This window comes from Sediminicola luteus (assembly GCF_002514735.1).
In the GTDB taxonomy this organism is placed as follows: Bacteria; Bacteroidota; Bacteroidia; order Flavobacteriales; family Flavobacteriaceae; genus HQA918.
Genome location: NZ_NBWU01000004.1, coordinates 241,529 through 267,478, shown reverse-complemented (window position 1 = coordinate 267,478; position 25,950 = coordinate 241,529). Strand labels below are relative to the sequence as shown.

General features: G+C 44.2%; 20 protein-coding genes. 10 read left to right on the top strand and 10 right to left on the bottom strand.

Translation table 11 applies throughout. The features are described 5' to 3' along the window. Together ggt and B7P33_RS13475 are read right to left on the bottom strand one after the other, a co-directional pair. The gene (gene ggt / locus B7P33_RS13480) at positions 1-1,683 is read right to left on the bottom strand and encodes a gamma-glutamyltransferase (protein ID WP_097442545.1); all 1,683 of its coding nucleotides are present in this window, start codon (positions 1,681-1,683) and stop codon (positions 1-3) included. A 207-nt stretch (positions 1,684-1,890) separates the two neighbouring features. After that, the gene (locus B7P33_RS13475; protein WP_097442544.1) at positions 1,891-2,493 is read right to left on the bottom strand and encodes an acyl carrier protein phosphodiesterase; all 603 of its coding nucleotides are present in this window, start codon (positions 2,491-2,493) and stop codon (positions 1,891-1,893) included. Between the two features lie 101 nt (positions 2,494-2,594). Between B7P33_RS13475 and glmM the strand changes: the two genes are divergently transcribed. After that, positions 2,595-3,983, top strand: coding sequence for a phosphoglucosamine mutase (gene glmM / locus B7P33_RS13470; protein ID WP_097442543.1), 1,389 nt, complete (start codon positions 2,595-2,597; stop codon positions 3,981-3,983). Between the two features lie 15 nt (positions 3,984-3,998). Here glmM and B7P33_RS13465 read toward each other — a convergent pair whose 3' ends face one another. Further along, positions 3,999-4,889: a lysophospholipid acyltransferase family protein gene (locus tag B7P33_RS13465; protein WP_097442542.1), complete on the bottom strand. Its 891-nt coding sequence runs from the start codon at positions 4,887-4,889 to the stop codon at positions 3,999-4,001. Between the two features lie 67 nt (positions 4,890-4,956). Further along, complete coding sequence (locus B7P33_RS13460) at positions 4,957-5,865, bottom strand: lysophospholipid acyltransferase family protein (RefSeq protein ID WP_097442541.1); 909 nt, start codon at positions 5,863-5,865, stop codon at positions 4,957-4,959. A 48-nt stretch (positions 5,866-5,913) separates the two neighbouring features. Here B7P33_RS13460 and B7P33_RS13455 point away from each other — a divergent pair, with 48 nt between their 5' ends. Further along, complete coding sequence (locus tag B7P33_RS13455) at positions 5,914-6,561, top strand: rhomboid family intramembrane serine protease (protein ID WP_097442540.1); 648 nt, start codon at positions 5,914-5,916, stop codon at positions 6,559-6,561. A 150-nt stretch (positions 6,562-6,711) separates the two neighbouring features. Then, positions 6,712-8,358 (top strand): LVIVD repeat-containing protein, encoded by a 1,647-nt coding sequence (locus B7P33_RS13450; RefSeq protein ID WP_097442539.1) that lies wholly within the window; start codon positions 6,712-6,714, stop codon positions 8,356-8,358. Between the two features lie 84 nt (positions 8,359-8,442). Here B7P33_RS13450 and B7P33_RS13445 read toward each other — a convergent pair whose 3' ends face one another. Further along, on the bottom strand, positions 8,443-9,561 hold the full coding sequence (locus tag B7P33_RS13445; protein WP_097442538.1) for a TlpA disulfide reductase family protein: 1,119 nt from the start codon (positions 9,559-9,561) through the stop codon (positions 8,443-8,445). A gap of 102 nt (positions 9,562-9,663) precedes the next feature. Beyond that, a complete protein-coding gene (locus tag B7P33_RS13440) occupies positions 9,664-10,158 on the bottom strand; it encodes a hypothetical protein (RefSeq protein ID WP_097442537.1) in 495 nt (164 codons plus the stop codon). A 91-nt stretch (positions 10,159-10,249) separates the two neighbouring features. Here B7P33_RS13440 and B7P33_RS13435 point away from each other — a divergent pair, with 91 nt between their 5' ends. Together B7P33_RS13435 and B7P33_RS13430 are read left to right on the top strand one after the other, a co-directional pair. Further along, positions 10,250-13,159: an FAD-binding and (Fe-S)-binding domain-containing protein gene (locus B7P33_RS13435; RefSeq protein WP_394341532.1), complete on the top strand. Its 2,910-nt coding sequence runs from the start codon at positions 10,250-10,252 to the stop codon at positions 13,157-13,159. 110 nt (positions 13,160-13,269) lie between these two features. After that, positions 13,270-15,027, top strand: coding sequence for a hypothetical protein (locus B7P33_RS13430; protein ID WP_141402488.1), 1,758 nt, complete (start codon positions 13,270-13,272; stop codon positions 15,025-15,027). A 4-nt stretch (positions 15,028-15,031) separates the two neighbouring features. On the opposite strand, the gene B7P33_RS13425 is transcribed toward B7P33_RS13430, so the two are convergent. Continuing rightward, positions 15,032-15,943: a UDP-2,3-diacylglucosamine diphosphatase gene (locus B7P33_RS13425; protein WP_097442534.1), complete on the bottom strand. Its 912-nt coding sequence runs from the start codon at positions 15,941-15,943 to the stop codon at positions 15,032-15,034. 181 nt (positions 15,944-16,124) lie between these two features. Here B7P33_RS13425 and aroC point away from each other — a divergent pair, with 181 nt between their 5' ends. From aroC to B7P33_RS13400, 5 genes are all read left to right on the top strand, one after another. Continuing rightward, on the top strand, positions 16,125-17,192 hold the full coding sequence (gene aroC, locus B7P33_RS13420; protein WP_097442533.1) for a chorismate synthase: 1,068 nt from the start codon (positions 16,125-16,127) through the stop codon (positions 17,190-17,192). A 135-nt stretch (positions 17,193-17,327) separates the two neighbouring features. Further along, on the top strand, positions 17,328-18,653 hold the full coding sequence (locus B7P33_RS13415; protein WP_097442532.1) for a dicarboxylate/amino acid:cation symporter: 1,326 nt from the start codon (positions 17,328-17,330) through the stop codon (positions 18,651-18,653). A 10-nt stretch (positions 18,654-18,663) separates the two neighbouring features. Beyond that, entirely contained in the window at positions 18,664-19,695 is a 1,032-nt protein-coding gene (gshB, locus tag B7P33_RS13410) for a glutathione synthase (protein ID WP_097442531.1), read from the top strand. Continuing rightward, complete coding sequence (locus B7P33_RS13405; protein ID WP_097442530.1) at positions 19,688-20,509, top strand: N-formylglutamate amidohydrolase; 822 nt, start codon at positions 19,688-19,690, stop codon at positions 20,507-20,509. The genes gshB and B7P33_RS13405 overlap by 8 nt, the downstream gene beginning before the upstream one ends. Before the next feature lies 1 nt (position 20,510). Then, positions 20,511-21,680 (top strand): flavohemoglobin expression-modulating QEGLA motif protein, encoded by a 1,170-nt coding sequence (locus B7P33_RS13400; protein ID WP_097442529.1) that lies wholly within the window; start codon positions 20,511-20,513, stop codon positions 21,678-21,680. A gap of 350 nt (positions 21,681-22,030) precedes the next feature. On the opposite strand, the gene B7P33_RS13395 is transcribed toward B7P33_RS13400, so the two are convergent. The 3 genes from B7P33_RS13395 to B7P33_RS13385 are packed head-to-tail and all read right to left on the bottom strand — an operon-like array spanning position 22,031 to position 25,947. Beyond that, the gene (locus tag B7P33_RS13395; protein ID WP_097442528.1) at positions 22,031-23,296 is read right to left on the bottom strand and encodes a mechanosensitive ion channel family protein; all 1,266 of its coding nucleotides are present in this window, start codon (positions 23,294-23,296) and stop codon (positions 22,031-22,033) included. 57 nt (positions 23,297-23,353) lie between these two features. After that, complete coding sequence (locus B7P33_RS13390) at positions 23,354-24,028, bottom strand: 3'-5' exonuclease (RefSeq protein ID WP_097442527.1); 675 nt, start codon at positions 24,026-24,028, stop codon at positions 23,354-23,356. Next, entirely contained in the window at positions 24,028-25,947 is a 1,920-nt protein-coding gene (locus tag B7P33_RS13385; protein ID WP_097442526.1) for a DUF294 nucleotidyltransferase-like domain-containing protein, read from the bottom strand. Before B7P33_RS13385 ends, B7P33_RS13390 begins: the two co-directional genes overlap by 1 nt. Positions 25,948-25,950: the final 3 nt, after the last annotated feature.

Sequence of the window (25,950 nt, the reverse complement as noted above, 5' to 3'; positions counted from 1 at the left end):
TTAGAAGCCCACAGCAGTGTCGTCGCCCCTTTTATCGGCACCACCTTCCAAACGGCCATCGGGTAGTATTCGAATGGCATCTACTTTGCCCATAATGGGCGTACGATCTTGGTTGATTTTATAACCTTTGGCCTCTAGGTTTAGTTTTAGGCTGTCAGAAAAACCTTGGGGTTCAAAAATAACCATATCTGGCAACCATTGGTGGTGGAAACGTGGGGCGTTTACCGCTTCTTGCATACTCATATCGAACTCGTAAACATTCAAAATGGTTTGTGCTACTGCGGTAATGATGGTAGAGCCCCCAGGGGTACCGACCACCATATACAAGGCTCCGTCTTTTTCAACTATTGTAGGCGTCATAGAGCTTAACATACGTTTTCCCGGGGCAATACTATTGGCTTCGGCCCCAATGAGTCCGAACATATTGGGTACTCCCGGTTTGGCGCTAAAATCGTCCATCTCGTTGTTTAAGAAAAAGCCTAGTTCATCGTTATACAATTTAGAACCGTAGGCCCCATTAATGGTCGTGGTTACCGAAACCGCGTTCCCTTCATGGTCAACGATAGAGTAGTGGGTGGTTTGGTCGCTTTCAACAATATTTACCTCGCCGCGCTGAATAGCCTCCGATTTGGTGGCCTTATCGAATGTAAAGCCCATCATACGTTCTTTTAGATATTGGTCGGAAAGCAGTTCTTCCATCGGAATCTCTACAAAATCAGGATCACCTAGCCAATAATTTCTATCGGCATAGGCCCTACGTGCCGCCTCGGTAAACAATTGGATGTGTTTCTCGGAATTATGTCCGAAGCTGGCCAAATCGTGTGGTTCCATCATCTTTAAAATTTGGTTCATGGTGAAACCCCCGCTGCTAGGCGGACTCATGGAAATTATCCTGAGGTCTTTATAGTTAAAGGTTACGGGATCGCGCCAAGCTGCTTCATAATTGGCCAAATCTTCTTCACTTACAAAACCACCACCGGCTTGAATATGGGAAGCTAATTTTTGGGCCACTTCCCCTTTGTAAAAGCCATCTTTCCCATTTTTGGCAATAATACGCAAGGTCTTGGCCAAGGCCGGATATTTAATGGTGTCCCCAACTTTAAAGGGCGTTGCGAATAGGGTGCTATCGCCATTAACCTCGATAATGGTTGGTCTGTACCGTTCTAATCTTTTGGCTTGTTTTTCGGTTACTATAATGCCTTTATCTGCCAATTGGGCCACTTTTTCAAAAATATCGGCAATGGGTAGTTTTCCAAACTTTTTATGGGCGGCAAATACCCCGGCGACCGTACCGGGTACACCAACGGCTGTGGCCCCCACCGTACTCATATTGGGTATTACGTTGCCCAAAGAATCGAGGTACATTTCTTTATGGGCGGCCGCGGGAGCTTTTTCCCTATAATCCAAACCGCCGATTTCCCCTTGTGCCGTGCGGTATACCATAAACCCACCACCACCTAAATTACCTGCAAACGGAAAAGCTACGGCCAAAGCCATTTCCGTCGCCGCCATGGCATCGAAAGCGTTACCGCCTTCTTCCATAATGGCAGAACCCAAGGCTGAAGCTTCAATACGGGCCGAAACCACCATGGCATTTTCGGTAACCGTTCCGGTGGGTGCAACGGAGTTCTGACGACATCCGATTAAAAAAACAAGGATAAGAATAGGAAATAGCCTGCGCATACGAGTTAGTTTAGAGCTGTAAAATAAAAAAGGTTTTTCAATTCAGCATAGAAAAACCTTTTTCAAATATATATAAACATAAAATATTTGCATTAAGTCCGTTTACCTAATCAAAGATTGATTTATTTCCTGTCTGGGAATAAAGGAAGCTAAAAATATAAGGTGTAATTGGTATTTTACTTTATCTGGTTAAAAATAGCCAGCGCCTTATATTTTATAGGAGTCCATCAAGGAATCCAGGCGCTGTCGCGCAAAAACCTGAACTTCTTCGAAAAATAGGGTAAACTCATTTTCGAATTCAGAGTAATGGGTTTCCAAGTCCACAATGGCCAATGCCATTTTCGATTTTCCTTTCGTACGGCCATCCATGCCTTTTAATACGCGGGCTATCCCATCGATTTTAGCATAATTGAGCAACCAATTGCCACTGGTCATATAGGGCATCATATGCTTTACCTTGGGCGGTAGGTAGGGGTCGTAGGCCGCCACCAATTCATAAAAGTCCGATACATATTCCCATAAGGGTTGTTCGTGATAATCTTTCCAATTTTTAGCCAAGAAATGATCGTAAAAAATATCTACTATTACCCCACTATATAAGCCATGATGCGGCCTTAGTTTTAAGATACTTTGTTTTACAATGGGGTGGGTATCGGTATAACTGTCTATGGCCCTATGTAATACTATCCCTTTTTGAATGTTCTCGGGGAGGTGTTTGTATTTGTTGCCCCTGACACCATCGGCAATAAAATTACCGATTCGTATTTGCTCATAATCAAAAGAAAGGTAGATATGTGCCAAAAAGTTCATAGACCGATCGTAGGTTTATCCATATCGAATTTACAAATTGTTTACAAGCCAATAGGGGAGAGCCGCTTATATTTGTATAAACATTTTACAAACTCCGTTTTATGACATTGATTAAATCCATTTCCGGAATCCGTGGTACCATTGGTGGTAGTACCGGAGATAATCTTACCCCTTTAGATGCCGTTAAATTTGCCGCTTCCTATGGTAGTTGGTTAAAGGCACAGACCCAACAAGATAAATATACCGTTGTTATTGGTCGCGATGCCCGGTTATCTGGCGAAATGATCCAGAACTTAGTGGTCTCGACCCTAGTGGGTATGGGTATCGATGTCGTGGATCTTGGTTTGTCTACCACCCCAACGGTAGAATATGCCGTACCTGTGGAAAAAGCCGATGGAGGAATTATATTGACCGCCAGCCATAACCCTAAGCAATGGAATGCTTTAAAACTATTAAATGCCAAGGGCGAATTTCTAGATGGTGTGCAAGGGGCCAAAATATTGGAGACTGCCGAGGCCGAAGATTTCACTTTTGCCGAAGTCGATGATTTGGGTCAGGTGATTAAAAAGGATGATTATATTGAAAAACACATTCAATCGGTGTTGGATCTTCCTTTGGTCGATGCCGATACCATTCGGGCCAAAAAATTTAAAGTTGTGGTAGATGGGGTGAACTCCACTGGGGGAATCGCCGTTCCTAAATTGTTGGAAGCTTTGGGCGTAGAATGCATTGAACTGTATTGTGAGCCCAATGGACATTTTCCGCATAATCCCGAGCCTTTAAAAGAGCACCTTACCGATATCTGTGCTCTAGTACCTGAAGAGGGAGCGGATTTTGGTATTGTCGTAGATCCCGATGTAGATCGTTTGGCTTTTATAAGTAATACGGGCGAAATGTTTGGGGAAGAATACACTTTGGTGGCCTGTGCCGATTATGTTTTGGGTAAAACCCCGGGTAATACGGTGTCCAATCTTTCTTCTTCGAGGGCCTTGCGCGATATTACCGAGAAGCATGGTGGTAAGTACCAGGCTTCTGCCGTGGGCGAAGTGAATGTGGTTGTCGCCATGAAAGATTCGAAGGCCATTATCGGTGGTGAGGGTAATGGGGGCATTATCTACCCAGAAAGCCATTACGGACGCGATTCTTTAGTGGGTACGGCCTTGTTTCTAATGCATTTGGCCGAGCAAGGCGGAACCGTACAAGAAATGCGCGATGCTTATCCCAGTTATTTTATGGCTAAAAAGAAAATACAGCTGACCCCAGGTTTGGATGTTGATGGAATTCTAAAAGGTATGGCCGAAAAATATAAAAACGAGCAAGTTTCTACGGTTGATGGGGTAAAGGTAGACTTTGCCACCAATTGGGTGCATTTACGAAAATCGAATACCGAACCCATTATCCGAATTTATACAGAGGCCCAAACAGAGGCGGAAGCCCATGATTTAGCCGATCGTATCATAGGGGAAATCAAAGAAATCGCGGGTATCTAAAGCGTAGGAAGGAATTTATTTTTTGGGAAGCATTGGGGTTTTACCTCGGTGCTTCCATCGTTTATGGGTCCAGAGGTAGTGTTCCGGCTTTTCTTTGATCTGTGCTTCTACCTTGGCCATAATGGCATCGGTAATTTCGTTTTCAACGGTGGTAGCCCCAGATTCGGTAATGGTGCTAAAAGTTGCTTGGTAATAGCCTCTTTTTACTTTTTCGACTTTAATGAAGACTACGGCCAAGTCTAGTTTACGGGCCATAAACTCGGCTCCCGTAAAAATGGGCACATTTACACCCATGAATTTGTTCCAATAGTAGGCCTTACTCATTTGGGGTGATTGGTCGCTTAGCATACCAAAAATGGCTTTTTTACCTTGCTTTTCGGTTTCAGTGACTTTCTGGACCGTTTCATGGGTTAGGATCAATTGGGCCCCCCATTTGGCCCGTATTCCCTTAACCATTTTATCAAAATAGACATTGTTTATTTTCTTGTAAATGCCATAACCGTCACTGGCCACCTTATCGTTCATGTGTACGGCCCACTCCCAGTTGGCATAGTGGCCTCCTACTAATATGATATTCTTTTTTTTCTCCAAATCATGAAGTAACTCCAAGTTGTGTAAGGCAAACCGTTTTTCTATTTCGCTATTGGAAATGGAAAGTGTTTTTATCATTTCCATAAACATATCGCACATATGGCGGTAGAAGTCTTTTTGGATCCTTTTGAGTTCTGCTTCACTTTTATTGGGTAGGGTCAGCTTCAGGTTTTCCATAACCACTTTTTTGCGATAGCCTACAATATGGAAAATCAAAAAGAAAATACCATCGCTAACCGCGTAAAAAATCGGGAAAGGGAGTATAGATACCAACCACAGTAAGGGGTAAACCACTAAAAAGACCAATAATTGCATGGTGTCTAAATCGAATTAGGCGGCAAAGATACCATGAATACTGAAATGGAAAAACCTGAGACAGCGACTATTTTTTGCTCACTTTCTTCTGGTAAGTTTCCGGCACCTTATCCCGGTGTTTCCATCTTTTATGGGTCCATAGGTAATGTTCGGGCTTTTCCCGGATCTGTTCTTCGGCCATGCGCAAGAAGGTTTCGGTGATTTCATTGGGCGCGGTTTCTTTTCCCCCTGTGGTTATGGGAATAAACCGTGCAGCATAATGCCCTCGTTTCACCTTAGAAACCTTTAAGAACAAAACGGCCAGGTCCATTTTACGGGCCAATAATTCCGCCCCATTAAAAACAGGTACGGTAATACCCATAAATTCACTCCAATAAGGCGCCTTAAAGTGCATGGGCGATTGGTCACTTACCATGCCAAAAATACCGCGAATACCGTTTCTCTCGTTTTTTACCACCGTACGCACGGTTTCCTCCATGGTAATCAAGGTGGTGTTCCAACGACCTCGAATCTTACGGATAAGTTTATCGAAATAGGGGTTGCCAATACGTTGGTACACGGCATATCCTTTGGCGTTCACATAATTGTTAATGCTAACGTTCCATTCCCAGTTGGCATAGTGGGCACAGACAACCAATACGGTCTTACTTTTTTCCAGTTCTTGTAACAGTTCAATGTTCTCCACCGCATATTTTCGTTTAACAGCTGCCTTTGAGAGATTCATGGTCTTGATCATCTCTAGGAACATATCGCACATATGGCGGTAGAAGTCTTTTTGGATCCGTTTGAGTTCTGAGGTACTTATATCGGGCAAGGTAAGTCGAAGATTTTCCATAACCACTTTTTTTCGATACCCTAACACATGGTATATGAGAAAGAAGCAACCGTCGGAAAGGGTATAGAAAAGACGATGCGGAAGCATGGAAACTACCCATAGTAATGGATAGGCAATTAGGTAGACGATTCGGTTTGCCATAGGTTCGGTTCTGTCCAAATATAGCTATATTTGAGCGAATCTTTTGTTATGGATATCCGCTTAGCTACCCTTGCCATTATCGCTATTAACGCCTTAGTTTCAATTAAAGGATTTAATGACTCGGTTTTTTTCGATCGCTATAAATTTCAGGTTGGTCCTATCTCGTCCGGACAGAAGGATCGTATGTTTACCTCTGGTTTTTTGCATGTGGATGTGGGGCATTTGTTTTTCAATATGTTTACCCTATACTTTTTTGCACCGGTAATAATTGGGCATTTGGGGGTGCTAACCTTTTTGATTGTTTACCTGATTAGTTTGGTGGCCGGAAGCTTACTTTCTTTGTTATTCCATAAAAATGAACCGTATTACAGTGCGGTAGGTGCCAGTGGTGCCGTTACCGGGGTGCTTTATGCGGCTATATTACTACAGCCCGATATGCGTTTGGGTATTATGTTCATTCCTATACCGCTACCGGCTTACGTATTGGGTATAGGTTATATGTTGTACAGTATCTATGGTATGCGCCATCAAATAGGTAATATTGGGCATAGTGCGCATTTTGGTGGGGCCGTTGGCGGATTCTTGGTCACCCTTTTGTTCGCCCCACAGGTTTTTCTTCGGAACCCTTTGATCGTGCTGCTTATGGCGGTACCTATTTTGGTACTTTTCGTTATGGAGCGTAAACGATCGCGATAAGACGTTTTGTTGGAAACCGACTTCCGTTTAGTAGTACCCTTCTTACAATAATTTAGGTTTCTTTAGGTAAAGATGTATTTCGTCGAAAAGCCCATACCATAAGCGGGATTTTAACGTTTCTTGTGAAAACCAAATTTTTACCTACTTATCATGACTAGATTAAGGATACTGTGCTATGCGCTACCCTTTGTGCTTCTTTTTGGGTGTAGCGACGAAACTACCGTGTATGAAAATCAAGATGGGGACGTTGCCCTGGAAAACGACCAGAACGTACTTGCAAAAGATGTGGTGCTCGATGCCGCTGGGGTGTTGGACGTAACCGCATTTACCAAAAGCGCCAACAAATTTTCGAAGCCGGGCGATGAAGATGCCCAAGCAACCGATTTCCCTATGGAATTGGTGGCCCAGATCAAACCCCCAAAATACAGTAATGCCCAAAACCTAACGGCTTCTCATGTTTATTTGGAGGGGAACTATGCTTATGTCTCTTATAACACGCCAGAAGCCCAATATGCCGGAGCCTTGGATATAATTGATATTTCCGATCCCCGAAATCCTTATATACGGTCTCGCTTGCATTACACCAATGCCGATATCAATGCCATAACCTATAGCAATGGCTATGTGTACGCGGCCGGTGGGTTCGATTCCGAAAAATCGACCCGAAGTGAAGAGAATTCTTTTGTGGCCCGCCTTTCGGCATCCAATGGGTATTTCAGTACCAGCAATATCAAATATGCCTTTCAAGAAGGCTTTGTTGGCAATGGGGTTATGGTCTTAGATGGTTCCATCTATGTAACCTCGGGACGCGATGGCGTTCTCGGTTCCTATGAACCCAATACCCTAGATCTACAAAATTCCTATACCTACCAAGACTTGCGTTCGATTGCTTATAAAGACAATACTTTTGCCTTGTTGGATGGAGGTACTGGGGTGCGCCTTTTAGACGGAAATTTCCAATCGACCGGCGATATCGCTATAACCACCGATTTAGGGCATGCCAAACGTACCTTGGACTTTTATGACGGACATATCGTAGTCTCGGAAGGAGACAAAGGGGCCGGGGTGTATGATCTTTCGAATGGAAACTTGGTAAAATATATACCAATAGCCATACATCCTGATGGGGTTGCCAGTTCTGATATCGTTACCAATGCGGTTTCTGCCAATGAAGAGCTTTTGTTTATGGCGAACGGCGGGGGCGGTCTCGCGATCGCTAAAAATGACAATGGTCAATTGGAAACCGTTGGCTTAATCGAAATCAGGGGGTCCATCAACTATGTAGAAAGTAAGGGCGATTACCTTTTTGCCGCTTCGGGAACCGAAGGCCTACAGATTATCAAACTCAACCGCCCTGACACATCTTTAGAAGCGGTTTGCGCCACCTACAGTACCTACTGGGGTACCAATCGTTTGACCATTGCAGATAATGACGAAAAAGGGTATCGAGGGTCTAAAGCCTTTAACCGAATTACCGTGGGTAAAAATGCCGACCTAACTTTATGCGGATCGTGGACGGTACGAAACGATGTTCGAATCGAAGAAAATGGCACTTTGGCTATGAATGGGTATATGCTTATTGGTAGTAATAGTCGCAAAAAGAAAATTGTCGTAGAAGAAGGGGCCACCCTTAAAATCGAAGGGTATTTTGCCATTTACGGCGATATAGAACTTAAAGATGGGGCGTCTGTCGTGTTTATTGGCGATGGTAATGAGGCCTATGTGTCCGGACAGGTTAAGAAAGGCGCCAATGTAAGCGTAACCGGAAATTTTACCGATACCTTAAATAAGTTCTAGTTAAGATAATACACTGAATTTGATAAGTAACTTAAAAGCCCGGCTGTAATGGCCGGGCTTTGTTATTTGTGACGATTAGGAAATCTAATTCAACATTTCCGCAATTTTATCTTCCAAGGCTTGGCCACGTAGATTCTTGGCAACGATTACCCCGTTTTCGTCTAAGATAAAGGTAGCCGGTATGGCTCTTACATTATATAGTTGCGCGATTTCGTCAAAATATTTTACGTTAGATACATGGTTCCAGGTTAGGCCATCGTCAGCAATGGCTTTTTTCCAATCCTCAGTCTTACGGTCTAAAGATACCCCCATAATGTTCAAACCTTTGTCGTGGTATTTCTCATAGATGCGGACTACATTCGGGTTTTCGGCCCTACAGGGTTTACACCAGGCGGCCCAAAAGTCTAAAATAGTTACTTTGCCCAATACCTCGTTCAAGGCCAACACCTCGCCAGTAGGGGTCGGGGCCGAGAAATTTGGAGCGGTGGAACCTATAGATGTGGCTTTAGATGACTCAAATTCTTTTTGAAGCAGTTTACCCACTTTGGTGTTTTTGATCTCGGGGCTAAGGCTTTCAAAAATTTCCAATTGCTCTTTTTCGCCCAAAGCCTGGCTGGCACGCATACCTTGTAATAAGAGTACGGAGATATAGGCATTAGGGTTGTTCTTGGCATAATTTACATTGTAGTCCTTGCCTTCTTGTTGTAATTCGAAAATCTCTTCCCTGTATGCTTGGGCACTGGCTGCATCGCCTTCACCCATGGCTTTTTGCAAATCGGCTTGGGTGGTCTGTAATTTTTCGCCTATTGCCCTCGAGCCTTTGTTAAAGGCATGAAAAAGCTCGTTTTGGGCGGTTCCCTTCACTTTGTAAAAAGGTAAACTGTCTTTTTGAACATTGATTTCTACCGAACCTTTTTCAACGATAACAGGGAGATAACCCCTAATCTTGTCAATAAAGATATAATGCATTTCCGGCACCGAATCGGCTTGACCCTCAAAATAGAAGTGCCCGCCGATAACCTTTACCGTATCTACGTCTATAGGTTGGTTTTGTTCGTTGATCTTTTTCAGATAGACCAAGGTGCTATCGGCAACTTCGCCACGTAAGTTCACATCAATGGTATAACTATCCGCTGTTCCTTTTCCGCCGCAGGCTACCATTAAAAGGGCAATAGCTAGGATTCCTAAGCTCTTTTGTATCATTATAATTATGTTTTGGGTAAAAATAGCGATATCCGCTTGTATAAAAAAAGCCCCTGACACTATTATAGGTCAAGGGCCGTATAATTGGGTTATTCTTAAAGCTTATTGAAACTGGTAACGTATACCTATGGCAATGTCGAAATCGAAGTTGTCATCAAAGCCATCATAGCCTAATATGCCAATTTCTGGTCGTATGTCAAAAGAAATCAATAACGGGATCTCAAAATCGTATTCAATACCCAAGGTACCTGCCGCGGCAATAAAAAGTCCGCCATCGTCGTCGGTTACCCCTTGTTCGAAATCTACGCTACCGATATTACCTCCAACCCCGTAAAACCAGTTAAAACTGCCATCGAGATGTCTTACCCATTGAAAATTACCCGATAATTTAAAGGCATCGTATTCCCTGCTGTCACGCCAACCTAAATCGGCCTCCATACGGGTAAATTGGCCCAAACGTTTTTGGTACGAGATCTCGGCCCCAAAACCATCACTATCGCCAAGTCGAAGACCAAGTGCGTGGTCTGCAATTTGTTGGGAGTGCATTGCAAATGGAATAAGGAATACGGCTAACCATAGCATTTTTGTCAATTTCATAGAATCTTAATTTAAGGATTGATAAATTCGGGCAAACCCGGTTTTTTTCCATGCGGAAATGGCTTACTTTAGTCTATTAAATCCGGTTGCCTTGAACAAAAATACACTTATTTCGTTAAAGCAAGAATTGAAGGGGGAGATGAAGTTGGATGCCTTGCACAAGGCTATTTTTTCAACCGATGCTTCGGTTTACCGCAAAACACCTCTGGCCGTGGTTTTTCCAAAAGACCAAGCCGATATCCAAAAAGTGATTGCCTTTGCCAATACCCATAAAGTGGGCCTAATTCCGCGTACTGCGGGTACCTCGTTGGCTGGTCAATGTGTAGGTGAGGGTATCGTAGTCGATGTGTCGCGCCATTTTACCCAAATTATTTCGGTCGATGAAGCTAAAAAACAGGTAGTGGTTCAGCCGGGTGTTATCCGAGATGAACTGAATCAGTACTTAGAGCCTTTCGGTCTCTTTTTTGGGCCCAATACCTCTACGTCTAACCGTTGTATGGTTGGGGGTATGGTGGGTAATAATTCCTCGGGTACTACTTCTATCCAGTATGGGGTAACCCGTGATAAGGTGGTGCAGATAAAGGGGCTGCTGTCAGACGGGAGTGAAGTCTGCTTCAAAACCTATTCCCGCACCGAAATCGATGAGAAATCGAAAGGGAACACTCTTGAAGCAAAGATTTACGCGAGCCTATTCAAGGAATTGGTTAACAAATCAGTAAAGGAAAAAATATGCGAAGAATTTCCTAAACCGGAAATCCATAGGCGAAATACAGGTTATGCTGTAGATGAGCTGTTAAAAAGCGAGCTGTTCGGAGGCACCGAAGCGGGCTTGAATTTATGTCAATTGCTTAGCGGTAGTGAGGGTACCTTGGCCTTTACCACCGAACTGACTTTGCAATTAGACGAATTACCGCCTAAACATGCCGCTATGGTGGTTACCCAATACCGAACACTGGAAGACAGTTTGGTAGATGTGGCCCCCTTAATGCAGCATAGGTTGTTTACCTGTGAAATGATGGATAAGGTGATTCTGGATTGTACCAAGAACAACCGGGCCCAGATGGCGAACCGTTTTTTTGTGGAAGGCGATCCGGCCGCTTTATTGATGTCGGAGGTCAGGGCCGATAGCCAGGAGGAATTGCAACAGGAGGTCGATAAGCTATTACATACTGTGGCCGAAAGTGGCTTAAGTTATGCCAGTCCGGTATTGTACGGGGCCGATATCCAAAAGGCCTTGGAACTGCGTAAGGCCGGACTCGGACTATTGGGGAATATGGTAGGTGATCGTAAGGCGGTGGCCTGTATCGAGGATACGGCCGTGGCTTTACCCGATCTAAAGGATTTTATCATGGAATTCTCCGAGATTATGGCCGATTTTAAACAAGATGCCGTGTATTATGCCCATGCCGGGGCAGGGGAGCTGCATTTGCGTCCGATTTTAGATCTTAAAAAAAGTGACGATGTTAAATTGTTTCGCGAGATAACCACGGCAGTGGCGCATTTGACCAAGAAATACAAAGGTTCCTTTAGTGGGGAACATGGCGATGGTATCGTGCGTGCCGAGTTTATCCCATTGATGATTGGGGATGGGAATTACCAGTTGTTACGACGGGTAAAACAGATTTTTGACCCGAATAATATCTTTAATCCGGGTAAGATTGTAGATGCCTTTCCTATGGATGAAGCCCTGCGGTATGAGGTGGATCGGGAAGAGCCGGAATTGGATACCCTTATGGATTTTTCCGATAGTCAGGGGTATTTACGCGCGGCAGAAAAATGTAATGGTAGCGGCGATTGTCGTAAGACCCATTTAAGCAAAGGGGCCATGTGTCCCAGTTACCATGCTACCAAAAACGAAAAAGATGCTACCCGGGCCAGAGCCAATGCCTTACGGGAGTTTATTACCCTGACCGAGAAGGGGAAAAACCCTTTCGATCATCCCGAGATTAAAGAGGCCTTAGATCTTTGTTTAAGTTGTAAGGCTTGTGCCAGCGAATGTCCGTCTAATGTAGATATGGCTGCGTTAAAGACCGAGTTTTTGTACCAATATCAAGAAAAGAACGGCTATGGCTTTCGGGCGAAGTTGTTTGCACGCAACACCCAATTCAATAAATTGGCGAGTAAAATGCCTGGTTTGGTCAATGCCGTTTATGGGTCACCTTTGGGCGGTCTTATCAAAAATGTGAGTGGGGTTGCCTCAAAAAGAAGTTTTCCAAAGGTTTATAGTAAAGATTTCGATAAGTATCTTTTAAATGCTGAAAAAGAGAATCATGCTGATTCTAAAAAAGTGGTCTTGTATGTAGATGAGTTTACCCAATATCTCGATGTGCAACTGGGTATGGATGCCATTGATCTTTTGAGTGGATTGGGGTACGCTGTTGAATTGTTTTATGCGGAAAGCGGGCGAACTTATTTATCCAAAGGGTTCTTAAAAGAGGCTCAAAAATTGGCCGAGGACAATACCAGAAATTTATTGGAATTTGCCCAGGCGGGAATCCCAGTGGTAGGACTAGAGCCATCCGCCATTTTAAGTTTTAGGGATGAATACCCTAGATTGGTGCAGGATGCTGAAGCTGTAAGTCAAGTAAGCGCCAATGCCTATTTGATTGAAGAATTTTTGGCCAAAGAAGCTGAAAATGGCCGAATAGGTCCCAAAATGTTCACCCAAGAGACGAAAGAGGTGAAGGTGCATGTACATTGCCATCAAAAGGCCTTATCGAACCAAAAGGTAACTTTCGATGTGCTGAACTTGCCCAAAAATTATACTGTGCGTTTGATCAATTCAGGTTGTTGTGGTATGGCGGGATCTTTTGGGTATGAAAAAGAACATTACGAAGTAAGTATGGCCATTGGGGAACAGCGTTTGTTTCCGGCAGTTAGAAAATCGGCTTTCGAGACTCTTATCGCGGCCAATGGTACCAGTTGTAGGCATCAGATCGAAGACGGTACCCAGCGTGAGGCCCTGCATCCGGTTACTATTTTAAAGAATGCACTGAAATAGCTGAATTCAGTGGATTGCGGCATGGTTTTTGTTGCTAAAAATTGAACGGTATGTTATTGAAAATGAAGTTGGTGATGGTGGTCTAAAGACATACAAAAACCAACATAATTATGCGTTTCTTTTTACTTATCTCCTTAATGTTTTCCGGGCTACTATTTGGTCAAACCAAAGTTTCCGGGACCCTTACCACTTCTGATCGACCCTTATCGGGAGCGAAAATCGAAAATCTTAGTAGCCGGGTAGCGGTAAGCTCAAATGTAACTGGCGATTATTCTATTCAGGCCAAGGCTTTGGATACCTTACGTTATTCCTATGTCGGAAAAGAAACCAAAGAGGTAATCGTTGCCTATGGTACCCAGGTATTGAACTTGGCACTGGAGGCGGAGATTACTGATTTGGATAATGTAGAAGTCGCTGATGCTAGAACAGGTTTGGATGAGTTACGAAAAGCTTGGGTCATGAACAAAGACCTTTTTCGTACCAGTGTTGGTTATATCGATCAGAACGACAAAGGAATACGGATATTACAAAACATTCCGATGGATAGTATAGATCGTTCCCAGACTGATTTGGCGCGTGCCTTGGCTAAAATTATTGATGGTCGCGTGTATTATCGCGAAAACCCACCCTTTATCATGATGAACCCCAAAGGACACTATGGGGGTAGGGTCATTTATGATGTAGATGGTCTTGTAAGCTATAAATTACCCCTGTTTTTAGATGTAGACGATATTGACCGTGTTTCCGTTCTGGCCGGCCCAAAAATCAGTGCACGCTACGAAGGTCGGAAGTTGATTACTGAGAATTTAGCGAACCACAGCCGAAAATATGGGGTTGGTGTGGGGGCCATAATGGTCATCAATACCAAACGGGCGAATAAAGTGCGGGAAAAGGGGACGGATACCTATTATGATTTTGCCAAAAGGCGCGACAATGCCTATAATCGGGATGCCAAACCTTATCGAGTGGATTATCCCGATTGGATACGAGAAAGGGGGTTTGGTCAAAAAAGCGTCGATTTGGTTACTTTATGGACTGAACAAAAAGAAGATTTGTTGAAACACCCCTATCAAGCCCTGCTTTTGTCACGCTTTGTTACCGATGAAATGGGAATGCCATCCGTTGGAAAACTAATGGTCACGGATTTGGTACGTCAATATCCGACCGATGTGCAACTGTTATTGGCATCGGCCTATGTTTTGGATGCTTGGCAGGCCTATGAAGAATCAGGAAGGGTGTATAAAATGATCTTGGGACAGATAAATAATGTGCAAAGCATAAAAAATGTCGCCCAGAATGCCGATTTGGATGCCAAACCCAGCTATGCCGCCAACTGTTATGCCGAGATTGCATCTTTACAAAAGGGTGATACCCATCAGATATCGGAATTGGATTCCATAGTAAAAACCGAGGTGGTAGGCTTATATCACAAAAACAAAAAAAAACTGGGTGCTTCTACATGGAATATTGGTGAATTACCCTGGTATCTTAAAGGAAGGTTATTGCTGGAGTGGAGCGATCCGGATGCCGAATTTGAATTGGAACTGGTCAACCCGAATGGGCAAACCCTGAATTGGAACCATTCGTCGGAAGAAAATGCCGCTTTGATCAACCAAGAAAAAATACAGGGTCTACATTCCAAACAGTTTATTATCGATAATACCGTTCTTGGCCCTTGGCAGGTGAATTTGGTCTATTTGGGCAACAAAAGTGGCCACCCAACCTATTTTAAGTTGACCTCTACCCAAGATTTTGGTACAAAATCACAGAAAGATACTATCGGTGCCTTTATGATGATCGCCGATTCGGGGAAGATCAAGCTAACCTCCTTTTCAACAAAGCCTTTGGTAAGCAACAACGGGAGATAAGGGGTTATTCCAGTCCCTCTTTTTCCTTTTTAAGGGCTTTTTGGGGGTCGCTTTCCTGCATCGGATTTTCTTGTTCGGCCGTAAGATTGATTTTGCTGTTTATGGTTATGGAGGCGATCAGTTCTTGGAAATCCATTTGCTTTAGGTCTTCATCTACGATAAAGGGTGAAAGCTTGTCGTGGTTGTAATGGTAAATTTTCCAGCGTTTAAAAGAGTACTCTAAAGCGGTTAGGTTTTCTACCCAATCTCCGGAATTCAAATAGGTGCATCGGCCGTGTTTGGTTTCATATACTTCCTTTTTGGGTTGGTGTATATGGCCACAGGCCACATAATCATAGCCGTTTTCAATAGCGAGTTCGGCAGCGGTGGTCTCAAAATCGTTAATGTATTTGATGGCGCCCTTAACACTGTTTTTTATACGTTTCGAAAGGGAGTAACGTTCCTTGCCCATTTTATCCAAGAACCAATTGACGCTACGGTTCATCAGAATCAGAAAGTCATAACCGTATCCGCCCAGTTTGGCCAGCCATTTGGCATTCTGTATCGAAACATCGAATACATCGCCATGGAAAAACCAGGCTTTTTTACCGTCGAGCTCCAAAACCAGTTTATTTACCACATTAAAGTTCCCCATTGAGATGTCGGTGAATTTCCGGAGCATCTCATCGTGGTTTCCGGTTATATAATACACTTCGGTACCGCGAGAGGCCATACCAAGAACCTTTTTTAAAACCTTTAGGTGCGATGCGGGGAAATACCGTTTACTAAATTGCCAAATGTCTATGATATCACCATTTAAAATCAGTTTCTCGGGTTGGATACTGTTCAGGTATACTACCAATTCTTCGGCATGGCAACCAAAAGTCCCGAGGTGGATATCGGAAATTACGGCTACATCAATTTTTCTTCGCTTCAATGTTTCACGGTTTTCGACAAATTAAACTGTTGGGTATAAACTGAAAATCAAGGTGGTGTAAAATTTGGTTTGGTTAATGGTTAATTTTAGTTTAACAAAGTATTACCCTAATGTTCCATAATGCCGGTTGTATTTTACTTTTTACCGGATTACCCCTACTTTTACGGCAAAAGCAAGTGCTATGGCCGGGAATACTTTCGGAACCCTTTTTAAACTGACTACTTTTGGCGAATCGCATGGTAAGGGACTGGGCGGCATTATCGATGGCTGTCCGGCCGGTATTACCTTAGACCTAGAAGCCATTCAGGCCGAGTTGGATCGGCGTAGGCCGGGGCAATCGGCTATCGTTACCCAACGGAAGGAACCGGATCAGGTAGAATTCTTTTCAGGACTTTTCGAAGGAAAAACTACCGGAACCCCAATCGGATTCGTTATCGTAAATACCAACCAAAAGTCAGGCGATTATTCGCATATTGCCGAAACCTACCGGCCCTCACATGCCGATTATGTATATGACCGTAAATATGGTTTTCGCGATTATAGGGGAGGCGGACGTAGTTCGGCCCGTGAGACCGCGGCTAGGGTGGTTGCAGGAGCCGTGGCCAAGCAATTTTTGTCGGGGATGGAGTTTCAAGCCTATGTAAGCCAAGTGGGTGAGTTGGGGTTGGATAAAGACTATCGTGATCTGGATTTAGGTTTGACCGAGACCAATGCGGTACGTTGCCCCGATCTAGAAAAGGCCGCCGAGATGGAAAGCTATATCAAGCAAATCCGAAAGGAAGGCGATACCATAGGAGGTGTGGTTTCTTGTGTGATCAAAAATGTACCGATCGGACTTGGGGAACCCGTTTTCGATAAATTACATGCGGTACTCGGCCAGGCCATGTTATCGATCAATGCCGTAAAAGGCTTTGAATACGGTAGCGGATTTGAAGGGGTGGCCATGAAAGGAAGCACCCATAACGATTTGTATAATTCCGATGGTAGTACCGTTACCAATTTTAGTGGGGGTATACAAGGCGGTATTAGTAATGGCATGGATATTTACTTTAAAGTAGCGTTTAAACCTGTGGCTACTTTGATCCAGTCGTATGAAACCATAGACAAACAAGGGAACAAGGTCATCGCCATGGGCCGTGGCCGGCACGATCCTTGTGTAGTGCCTAGGGCCGTACCTATCGTAGAAGCTATGGCAGCCTTGGTCATGGCCGATTTTAGCCTACGGGCCAAAGGGGCTAGAATAGAATAGGTTAGTCGGGGCTTCTTCTTTGCGAAGTTTTTCTTTTTTCAATTTTTTCTGATGTAGTCGTCAATTTGCCTCGGCAATATTTGGTACTTAATTGGCCAAAATGCTATATTCCACTTCTAAATTCAACTGTTTTTTATGAAGAAGCTGGAATTGCACTGGAAAATCCTAATCGGTATGTTGATCGGTATCCTATTCGGGTTTGCCATGACCCAAGTGTCTTGGGGGGTAGATTTTGTTACCGATTGGATAAAACCCTTCGGTACCATTTTTATCAAACTACTGAAACTGATTGCGATTCCATTAATATTGGCTTCCTTGATCAAAGGGATTTCCGACCTTAAGGATATTTCCAAATTCAAGAATATCGGGCTACGTACCATTGCCATATATGTGATGACCACCATTGTGGCGATTACCATTGGTTTGGTATTGGTAAACCTGACCAAACCCGGGGATGGTATTTCTGAGGAAACCATTAACCAATTGACCAGTACCTATGCCACCGATAGTGGGGTAACCTCTAAGATTGCCGAGGCCACCCAACAGAAAAATGCCGGTCCGCTTAGTTTCTTGGAAGATATGGTGCCCGATAACGCCATGAAGGCCATGAGCGATAATGGGTTAATGCTTCAAGTCATTTTCTTTTCCATATTCCTGGGTATCAGCATGCTTTTGGTAGGGGAAGAAAAAGCGGCACCGCTCAAGAATATTTTCGACTCCTTGAACGAGGTGGTGCTTAAAATGGTAGACCTGATCATGCTTTCGGCCCCTTATGCGGTATTCGCCCTTTTGGCCAGTGTAGTAGTTTCGTCCAGTGACCCCGATCTGTTATTGGCCCTATTGAAATATGCCTTGGTGGTTGTGGTCGGATTGATATTAATGGTCGTATTCTACTGTATCGTAGTGGCCGTATATGCCAAGAAAAATCCATTTTGGTTTTTAAAGCAAATGAGCCCAGCCCAATTGTTGGCCTTTTCAACCTCTTCTTCCGCGGCTACCTTACCAGTTACCATGGAAAGGGTAGAAGAACATATCGGTGTAGATAAAGAAGTATCGAGTTTTGTCTTGCCGGTAGGGGCAACCATAAATATGGACGGTACCAGCCTATACCAAGGGGTGGCCGCCGTGTTTATTGCACAGGCCCTGAGTTTTGATCTTACCTTGGCCGATCAACTCACTATCGTTTTAACAGCATTGCTGGCCTCCATAGGTTCTGCCGCTGTTCCGGGTGCCGGAATGGTAATGCTGGTCATTGTTTTGGAATCCGTTGGTTTCCCAGCCGATAAATTCGCCGTGGGACTCGCCTTGATCTTTGCCGTTGACCGTCCGTTGGATATGGCCCGTACCGTAATCAACGTAACCGGAGATGCCACTGTGTCTACCGTAGTGGCCAAATCGGTAGGTAAACTGCACGAACCCAATCCCAAGGAATGGGACGACCATTTAGAAGAAGTGATCTAAACACCAACCTATGAATATCTGTTTTTTAATGTATCCTTGGGAGCAAATAGATCCTGAGAACGATACCTCTTTGGCTTTGATCCACGAATGTGTTAAACGAAAGCATGGGGTGGCCCTGTGTACACCGGCCAACCTTACCATTCGTAACAGTGTAACCAGTGCGGCCTGTAAGGTAATCAACCGTATGGAAAAGACCTCTAGTAGCTTAAAGGGCTTTTATAAACAGGTTACCCTGCGGGAAGAAATGTTGCCACTGGCCGGCTTCGATGTTATTTTTATGCGGGCCAACCCCCCTTTAGATCCCTTGATGCTCAATTTTCTCGATTCGGTAAAAGACGATGTATTGATCATTAATTCCTTACAAGGCCTGCGTGAGGCGAACAATAAATTATACACGGCGGCCTTTGGGGATTCACATAACAATATCATCCCGGTAACCCATGTTTCTAAAAACAAGGATTATCTGGTACGCCAGATCGACGAATCGGCTTCCGAAAAAATGATTTTAAAACCCCTGAACGGTTTTGGTGGCTCTGGGGTGATTTTGATCGAGAAATCCGCAATGAGCAACATCAAATCCCTGCTCGATTTTTATATTACCAATTCCGATGGCACTTCTAACTATGTTATCCTTCAAGAATATATAGAAGGGGCCGAAAAAGGCGATATTAGAATCCTTTTATTGAATGGGGAGCCCATTGGGGCCATGAAACGCGTTCCTGGTTCTGATGATCATAGATCCAATGTGGCGGCCGGGGGTACCGTGGCCCGCCATAGCCTGAGCAAGGAAGAAAAGGCCCTCTGCAAGCAAATTGGTCCCAAATTGGTTAAAGACGGACTCTTTTTTGTGGGTATCGATGTCATCGGTGGCAAATTGGTAGAGGTAAACGTAATGTCGCCCGGCGGAATCACCTATATGAACAAGGTGTATAAGACCAAGTTACAGGTAAAGGTCATCGATTTTATAGAGAGTAAGGTGTTGGATAAACTCCAAGCCTTTGAACGTCGTTCCCGATTACGCAGCGAGGTAGAGAATGCATAAGGCTTCCGTTTCACATATTATTGAGGCCATAAAACAAGGGGAAACCTTTGACTATTTGGCCGAAGATGGCTCTTTTACCCTCAAGATCGACGATTATGTACCCTTCGTATGTGCCGCGGTACACGATGGGCATCAATTCAGGGAGTCGCTTTTGGGCTACTGTTTGCATTCCGACTATGAGCGCTGGTACGAAGAAGATCCCCATACCAAGCAAATGGTGTCCAGCCATCCCATTGTCATTGCCGGTTGCGATAGTCGTTTCGAGTACGATCTGAACCGTCCGCCCGAAACTGCCATTTATGAAGATGCCTGGGGGAAAAAACTTTGGAAATCGCCTTTACCGGAATCGGAACGCAGCTTAAGTTTAGAAAAACATACCGCATTTTACCAAGTGGTGGGGGCTTTAATGAAAAAATTAGAGCAGTTATATCCCCAAGTATTGGTTTTCGATATGCATTCGTATAACTGGAAGCGTTGGGAGCGTATGGTACCGGTTTGGAATATTGGTACGGCGAATATTGACCAAGCTCGATTTGGAAAAACGGCCGAACAATGGCGTAGTTTTTTGGAGGGGATGGAGCTTCCGGAAAGTATAATGGTCGATGCCAAGATCAACGATACTTTTCAGGGTAACGGATATTTCTTGAAATACATCACTAAAAATCATCCGAATAGCTTAGTTTTGGCCACCGAAATCGCCAAGGTTTATTGCGATGAACTCGATGGTAGCGTGTACCAAAATGTAGTTTGCGCGGTAGAATTGGCCCTCAAACGCCTGATTCCCCTTCAGGTGGAGGAATTTATCAACGGATAGCATGTCGGAGAGAGAATTGTTGCAGATCAAACAAGAACATGAAGCCCTGTTTCGGGTCGATGCCCATTTGGATCGCTTGGTGAAAAAGATAGAGCTTCTCAATTATGTGAACCCGCTGAATATTGAAACCGAGAAACAGCGGTTTTTTGCTTCCAAGTATACGGCTAGTCCGAATTTTAAGTATCCTAAACTCAAATTCGACCCCTATAAACTGCAGCGGTTGTTTTTTTCGCATCGGTTAGATCAGATCCAGCAGCCTGAATTACAGGAATTGTATAAAGAAATCGTCTACTATTATGCCAATATGATCCAATGTATTGAAACCATTGGTTCAGCGCATAAGTTTTATTACAATTCGCTTCGGGTATATGGTACACCCACCGAAAAAGATGTAGAGAATGCTAAATTCATCCTGCATTTTGATGATGTGGTCCCAACAGCCGAAGAGGAGAAAAAATGTACTTCTGAAGAAGCCAAGACCTATTTTGAGAACTATGCCCAGGCCTATGATTTTCCGTTACGGGTAAAGTTATCGACCAATATTGCCGCCGAGGCCATGGTTAGCAATAGTACCCGGACCCTATATTTGAAAAAGAACATTTTGTTCAGTAAAAACCAGTTGGAGACCTTGGCCCATCACGAGATCGGGGTACATATGGTAACCACCTATAACGGTATTTTGCAGCCCCTAAAGATTTTCTCGAACGGACTGCCTAATAATGTGGAAACCCAAGAAGGATTGGCGGTCTTTAGCGAATACATGGGTGGGGCGCTGACCCTAAAGCGGTTGAAGGAATTGGCGTATCGGGTTTTGGCCTCAGATAGTTTGATCAAAGGCTATGGTTTTGCCGATACTTTCGATTTGATCCATAACCAATATAAGTTGAACAAACACGATGCCTTTGCCATTACCCTACGTGCACATAGGGGTGGCGGATTTACCAAAGATCGGTTGTATTTAAGCGGACTACGTAAAATCTATTCCCGTTATAAAAAAGGCCTATCCATGGATTTGTTGCTTCTCGGAAAAGTCTCATTGGAATATGAAGGGGTAATGCAACGACTGCTAGAAGCAGGCCTGGCCGTACCCTTGGCCCATAACAACCTAAGCTTCGAAACGAACGACAATACCAATACCACCCTCGACTTTATTTTGAACAATCTGAAGTAAATGGTGGTTGTTTAATCGTGTAATCGTTGAGTGGTTGAGTTGGCCAAGCTTTCATGTTGATCCTTGAAGATTTGGGATAACCCACAAACCTAGGATAGATGGTTGGCATTGTCCTCCTGAGCATTTGCAGAAAAGAGCATGCCTCTTTTTGAAGGTAGCAAACGAAGTTTGTCGAAGGGTGATTGTTTGTAATACACTGGAATGGTTCCGAATACCTATACTATATGCGGATAAGACACTAGTTTTCATAAGCCCGATTACTAATCACTGAATGTGTTATGGGATGGCTCCAGCAGGTCGAGGTGACAAGACCTTCTTGAAACACTTTACACTAAACTTCAACAATACGATTATTGCTGAAGGCTAACTGTTTTTTGCTCAAATGTACTCGAACTAGGTAACTCGAATAATTCCAATTCAAAATAGGGGAGGGCGGCCAAAATATGGTCGAAAATATCGGCCATAATGTATTCGTAGTTTTCCCAACGTTTATCGGCACTAAAGGCATAGACTTCCAACGGTATACCCTGAGAGGTCGGGGCCAATTGGCGTACCATGATCATCATGTCTTTGTTTATACCCGAATGCTGGTTTAAATAGCGGTCAATATACTTTCGAAAAGTGCCCAAATTGGTGAGTTGTCTGCCATTTATGGGCAAAGTGGTATCTATGCCGTTCTTTTCGTTATAGGCGCTTATGTCGGTCTGTTTGTTTTCTAGATAGCTATCGATGAGTTGTATTTGCCGAAGTTTATTAACGGTTTCGGCATCCAAGAATTTAATGCTCTCCTGTTTTACGATTAGGGCACGTTTTATCCTACGACCTTGGGCATTCATCATACCTCGCCAGTTGCGGAACGAATCGGAAATCAGGGCATAGGTGGGTATGGTGGTAATGGTCTTATCGAAATTCTGCACTTTTACGGTAGCCAAATTGATCTCGATTACGTCGCCATCGGCCCCATATTTTTCAAAAGTGATCCAGTCGCCAATACGTACCATATCGTTTATAGAAACTTGAATACTCGCTACAAAACCGAGTATGGTATCCTTAAAAACCAATAAGATTACCGCCGATGCCGCCCCCAAGGTGGTGAGGAATGTCATCAACTTCATACTGGTTATGATCGAAAAGGCGAACATAAAGCCCACGAACCACGAAAAGATCATAAACACCTGTAAATAACTGTCTATGGGTTTATCTTTTAAATTGGGTAGGGTTTTGAAGAAATCCTTCATGGTATTCAAAAGACTCCTAATGATACGCAGGGTAAGGATGATACCGATTACCTCAATGGTTTTCATGATCAAGGTTTCGGCATATTCAAAATCCTGGAAGATAGAGGGGGCCAGTTCATAGGCAAGTAGTAAGGGAATAATATGGGCGATATTCCGCGGGGCCCGGTTCCGTACCAAAAAATCGTCGAAGTTGTTTTTGGACTTTGAGGTAAAACGCTCAAAGGTACCCACCAAGATCTTTCGGATCAAAAAATCTAGCAGCAGCATGGCCAGTAGTAAAATGACCAATAAAACGATAACATTCACATATTTGGCCCAGACGGTGCTTACGCCCCATTCGACCAATTGTTCGTATAAAAAATGGGTGAAATCTTGCATTGTTCGCAGGTATTCTTGGTTATGGATACAGCTGCAAAATTACGGATAAACACCGATTTAGAATCCGTTGATCCCGCTTTTGAATAATTCTTTGAGCTGGGTACATTTTAGGCGGTCTATACATTTTAAGAATGCCATAGCGGTAATAAAGGCGTCTCCCAAAGCGGTGTGCCGATCTTTTACCGAAATGTCGAATTTTTGGGCGATCTCGTCCAGGCTATACTGTTCCTGCTTTAGCAATAAGGGCGATTGCAAGAGGGTACGCCTATACAAAACACTGGTATCTACCACACGGTTTTTCAGTTTTGGCAAACCTTCCCGGGCCAAGGCGGTATTGATCATACCCATATCGAAAGCGGCATGGTGGGCCACCAATACGGCATTACCAATAAATTCCAAGAACGATTTCAGGGCTTCTTTTTCAGATATCTGCTCTTTTTTTCCATTGTGGAGCAAACCATGAATGGGAACACTTTCCGAGTCGAAATGGTGCTGGGTCAGGTAGACTTCCAAGACTTGCTGTACCCTGATTTGCCCATTTTGTAGTTTGAGGGCACCTATACTAAGTATTCGGTCTTTATCAAAGGAAAATCCGGTGGTTTCGGTATCGAAAACCACAAATTCGGCATCGGAAATGGCCATGGTCGGTTTTGTGCCAAAACCTGCGGCATAGTGCTGCCAGAATTCTGGATATTCGGTATTGTCCTTTTTAAACCAGTGGCGTAACGACATTAGATTCGGTTTGAGGCGTTATACCGTATGCCCAACAGATCCTGGAGGTCTTTAATGGTCTTAAAGGTACGTTTTAACTTGATTTTTTCCTCTTTGCTTAAACTGTCCAAAGCAATAAAACGGCCCGAATCGTTGTGTAACAAGCCTTGTTTTACCCTGAACTTCAACAGGGCTTTGGTGGCATAGGAGCACGAACGGTACAATTGGGCGTTGTTGGGTTCCAGTTCGGCCAGTTTCTCAAAACGCTCTTCGGTACTGTTGATCGATTTGATGCGATGCGAAAGACTGAGTACCCTGGCGGCATCGGTTAAGGGTAAAAGGGCGCGCCGTTTTAGGTCGAATTGATCTTTGTGGGTTCCGTTCTGTTCCACCAGAAAGGAACGGAAAAATCCTGTGGGAGAAGGGTTTTTTAAAGCCCCCGAGGCCAAGTGCGTTAAGAATACCGGATACTTGGCTACCGTATCGAAAACGTGGTCCGAGAGGGCATTGACCAGTTTTTCGTCACCATAACTTAAATTAAAATCAAAGAAAATGGCACTCAAAAGAACTTCGTCGGGCCCAGGGGAGGAGACCCATTCCGTGACCTTGGTTTTCCAATCACTTACACTATGGCACCAATTGGGGTTAGAGGCCATCATTTCGGCCGGACAATAGTCGTACCCGATCTTATGCAATCTTTTGGTCACTTTGCGGGCCAGCTCCGTATAATAGGTTTTGGTGGCTTCTGCCTCTGTGTCGGGGACGTCGGCGTATACCAAGGCGTTGTCTTGATCGGTGCGTAACAATTGTTCGCTTCTACCTTGGCTTCCCAAACTTAACCATGCGAAAGGCACTGGTGGTGGAGTGTCCATTCGGCTCAAAGCGATTTGAAGCACTTGTTTGGTGCAGGCATCGTTCAGTTCCGAAATGATCTTGGTGGTTAGGCGCATGGGCAAATTCAACTCTAAATAGTCTGCCAATAGTTGTTGTATGCCGTTGCGAATAGGCTTTAGATGCTTGGTTTTACGTGCCCTTTTAATCCCTTTCATTAGTACGGCCGGGTTGTTGCCAACCGCCAACATGACATCGTGTTCAGAGACCATACCTACGGCCGGGCTATTCGGACTGCCATCTTGGGTTAAGCAAAGGTAGTTGATACCGCTTTTCATCAGGGCCATTTGCGCTTGGGTAACCGTAAGCTGCTTGGGATAGGTGATTACCGGGCTCCGCATGATTTCGCTTGCCGATGCGGTAATCGGGAATTTCCCGCTGACCACTTTGTCGCGCAAGTCAATATCGGTAATAATACCTACTGGTAACCCCTTGTCTACGATTAACATGGCACCCACCTTTTTTTCGGTCATTTTAAGGGCTATCTCCTGTACCGGTGTCCCGGACTCGCAGCACACTATTTTTTTGGAATAGGGCACAGGCTGAAAGTCGAATAATTTGGTCTCCGATGGCCCTGGTGGGGTAGAAGAAGATTCGCCATACAACTTCCCTCGATGTTGTCTGGAATACGGATTCCGAGTGTTGGAGGCAAAACTTTCAATAAGAAAGTCGCCAACTTCTTTATGGGCCACCGCCATGGGTTTGAATACCGCGATCGGAATGGCATATAGGATGGATTCTTCGTGGGCCACGGCATCCAATTTGTATTGTTCTTGTGCCATTAAGGGGCGCAAACCAAAAACATCGCCTTCATCACAGAGGTCGACCAAGTTCTGGGTACTTGGCCTTTTGAGGGCAATGGCTCCTTTATGCACCATAAAAAAATGGTCTTTTGGTGCCTGGTTTTCTGAAAAGATGCGTTCGTTCTTTGGGTGATAGGCAATGGTAACCTCGCTGGCCAATGCCAGTAATTCCGCTTGTGGTAGTAAGTCAAAAGGCGGATGTTTCCCCATAAAATCGGCTACCCGGGCCGCTATACTGTTCGCCACTTT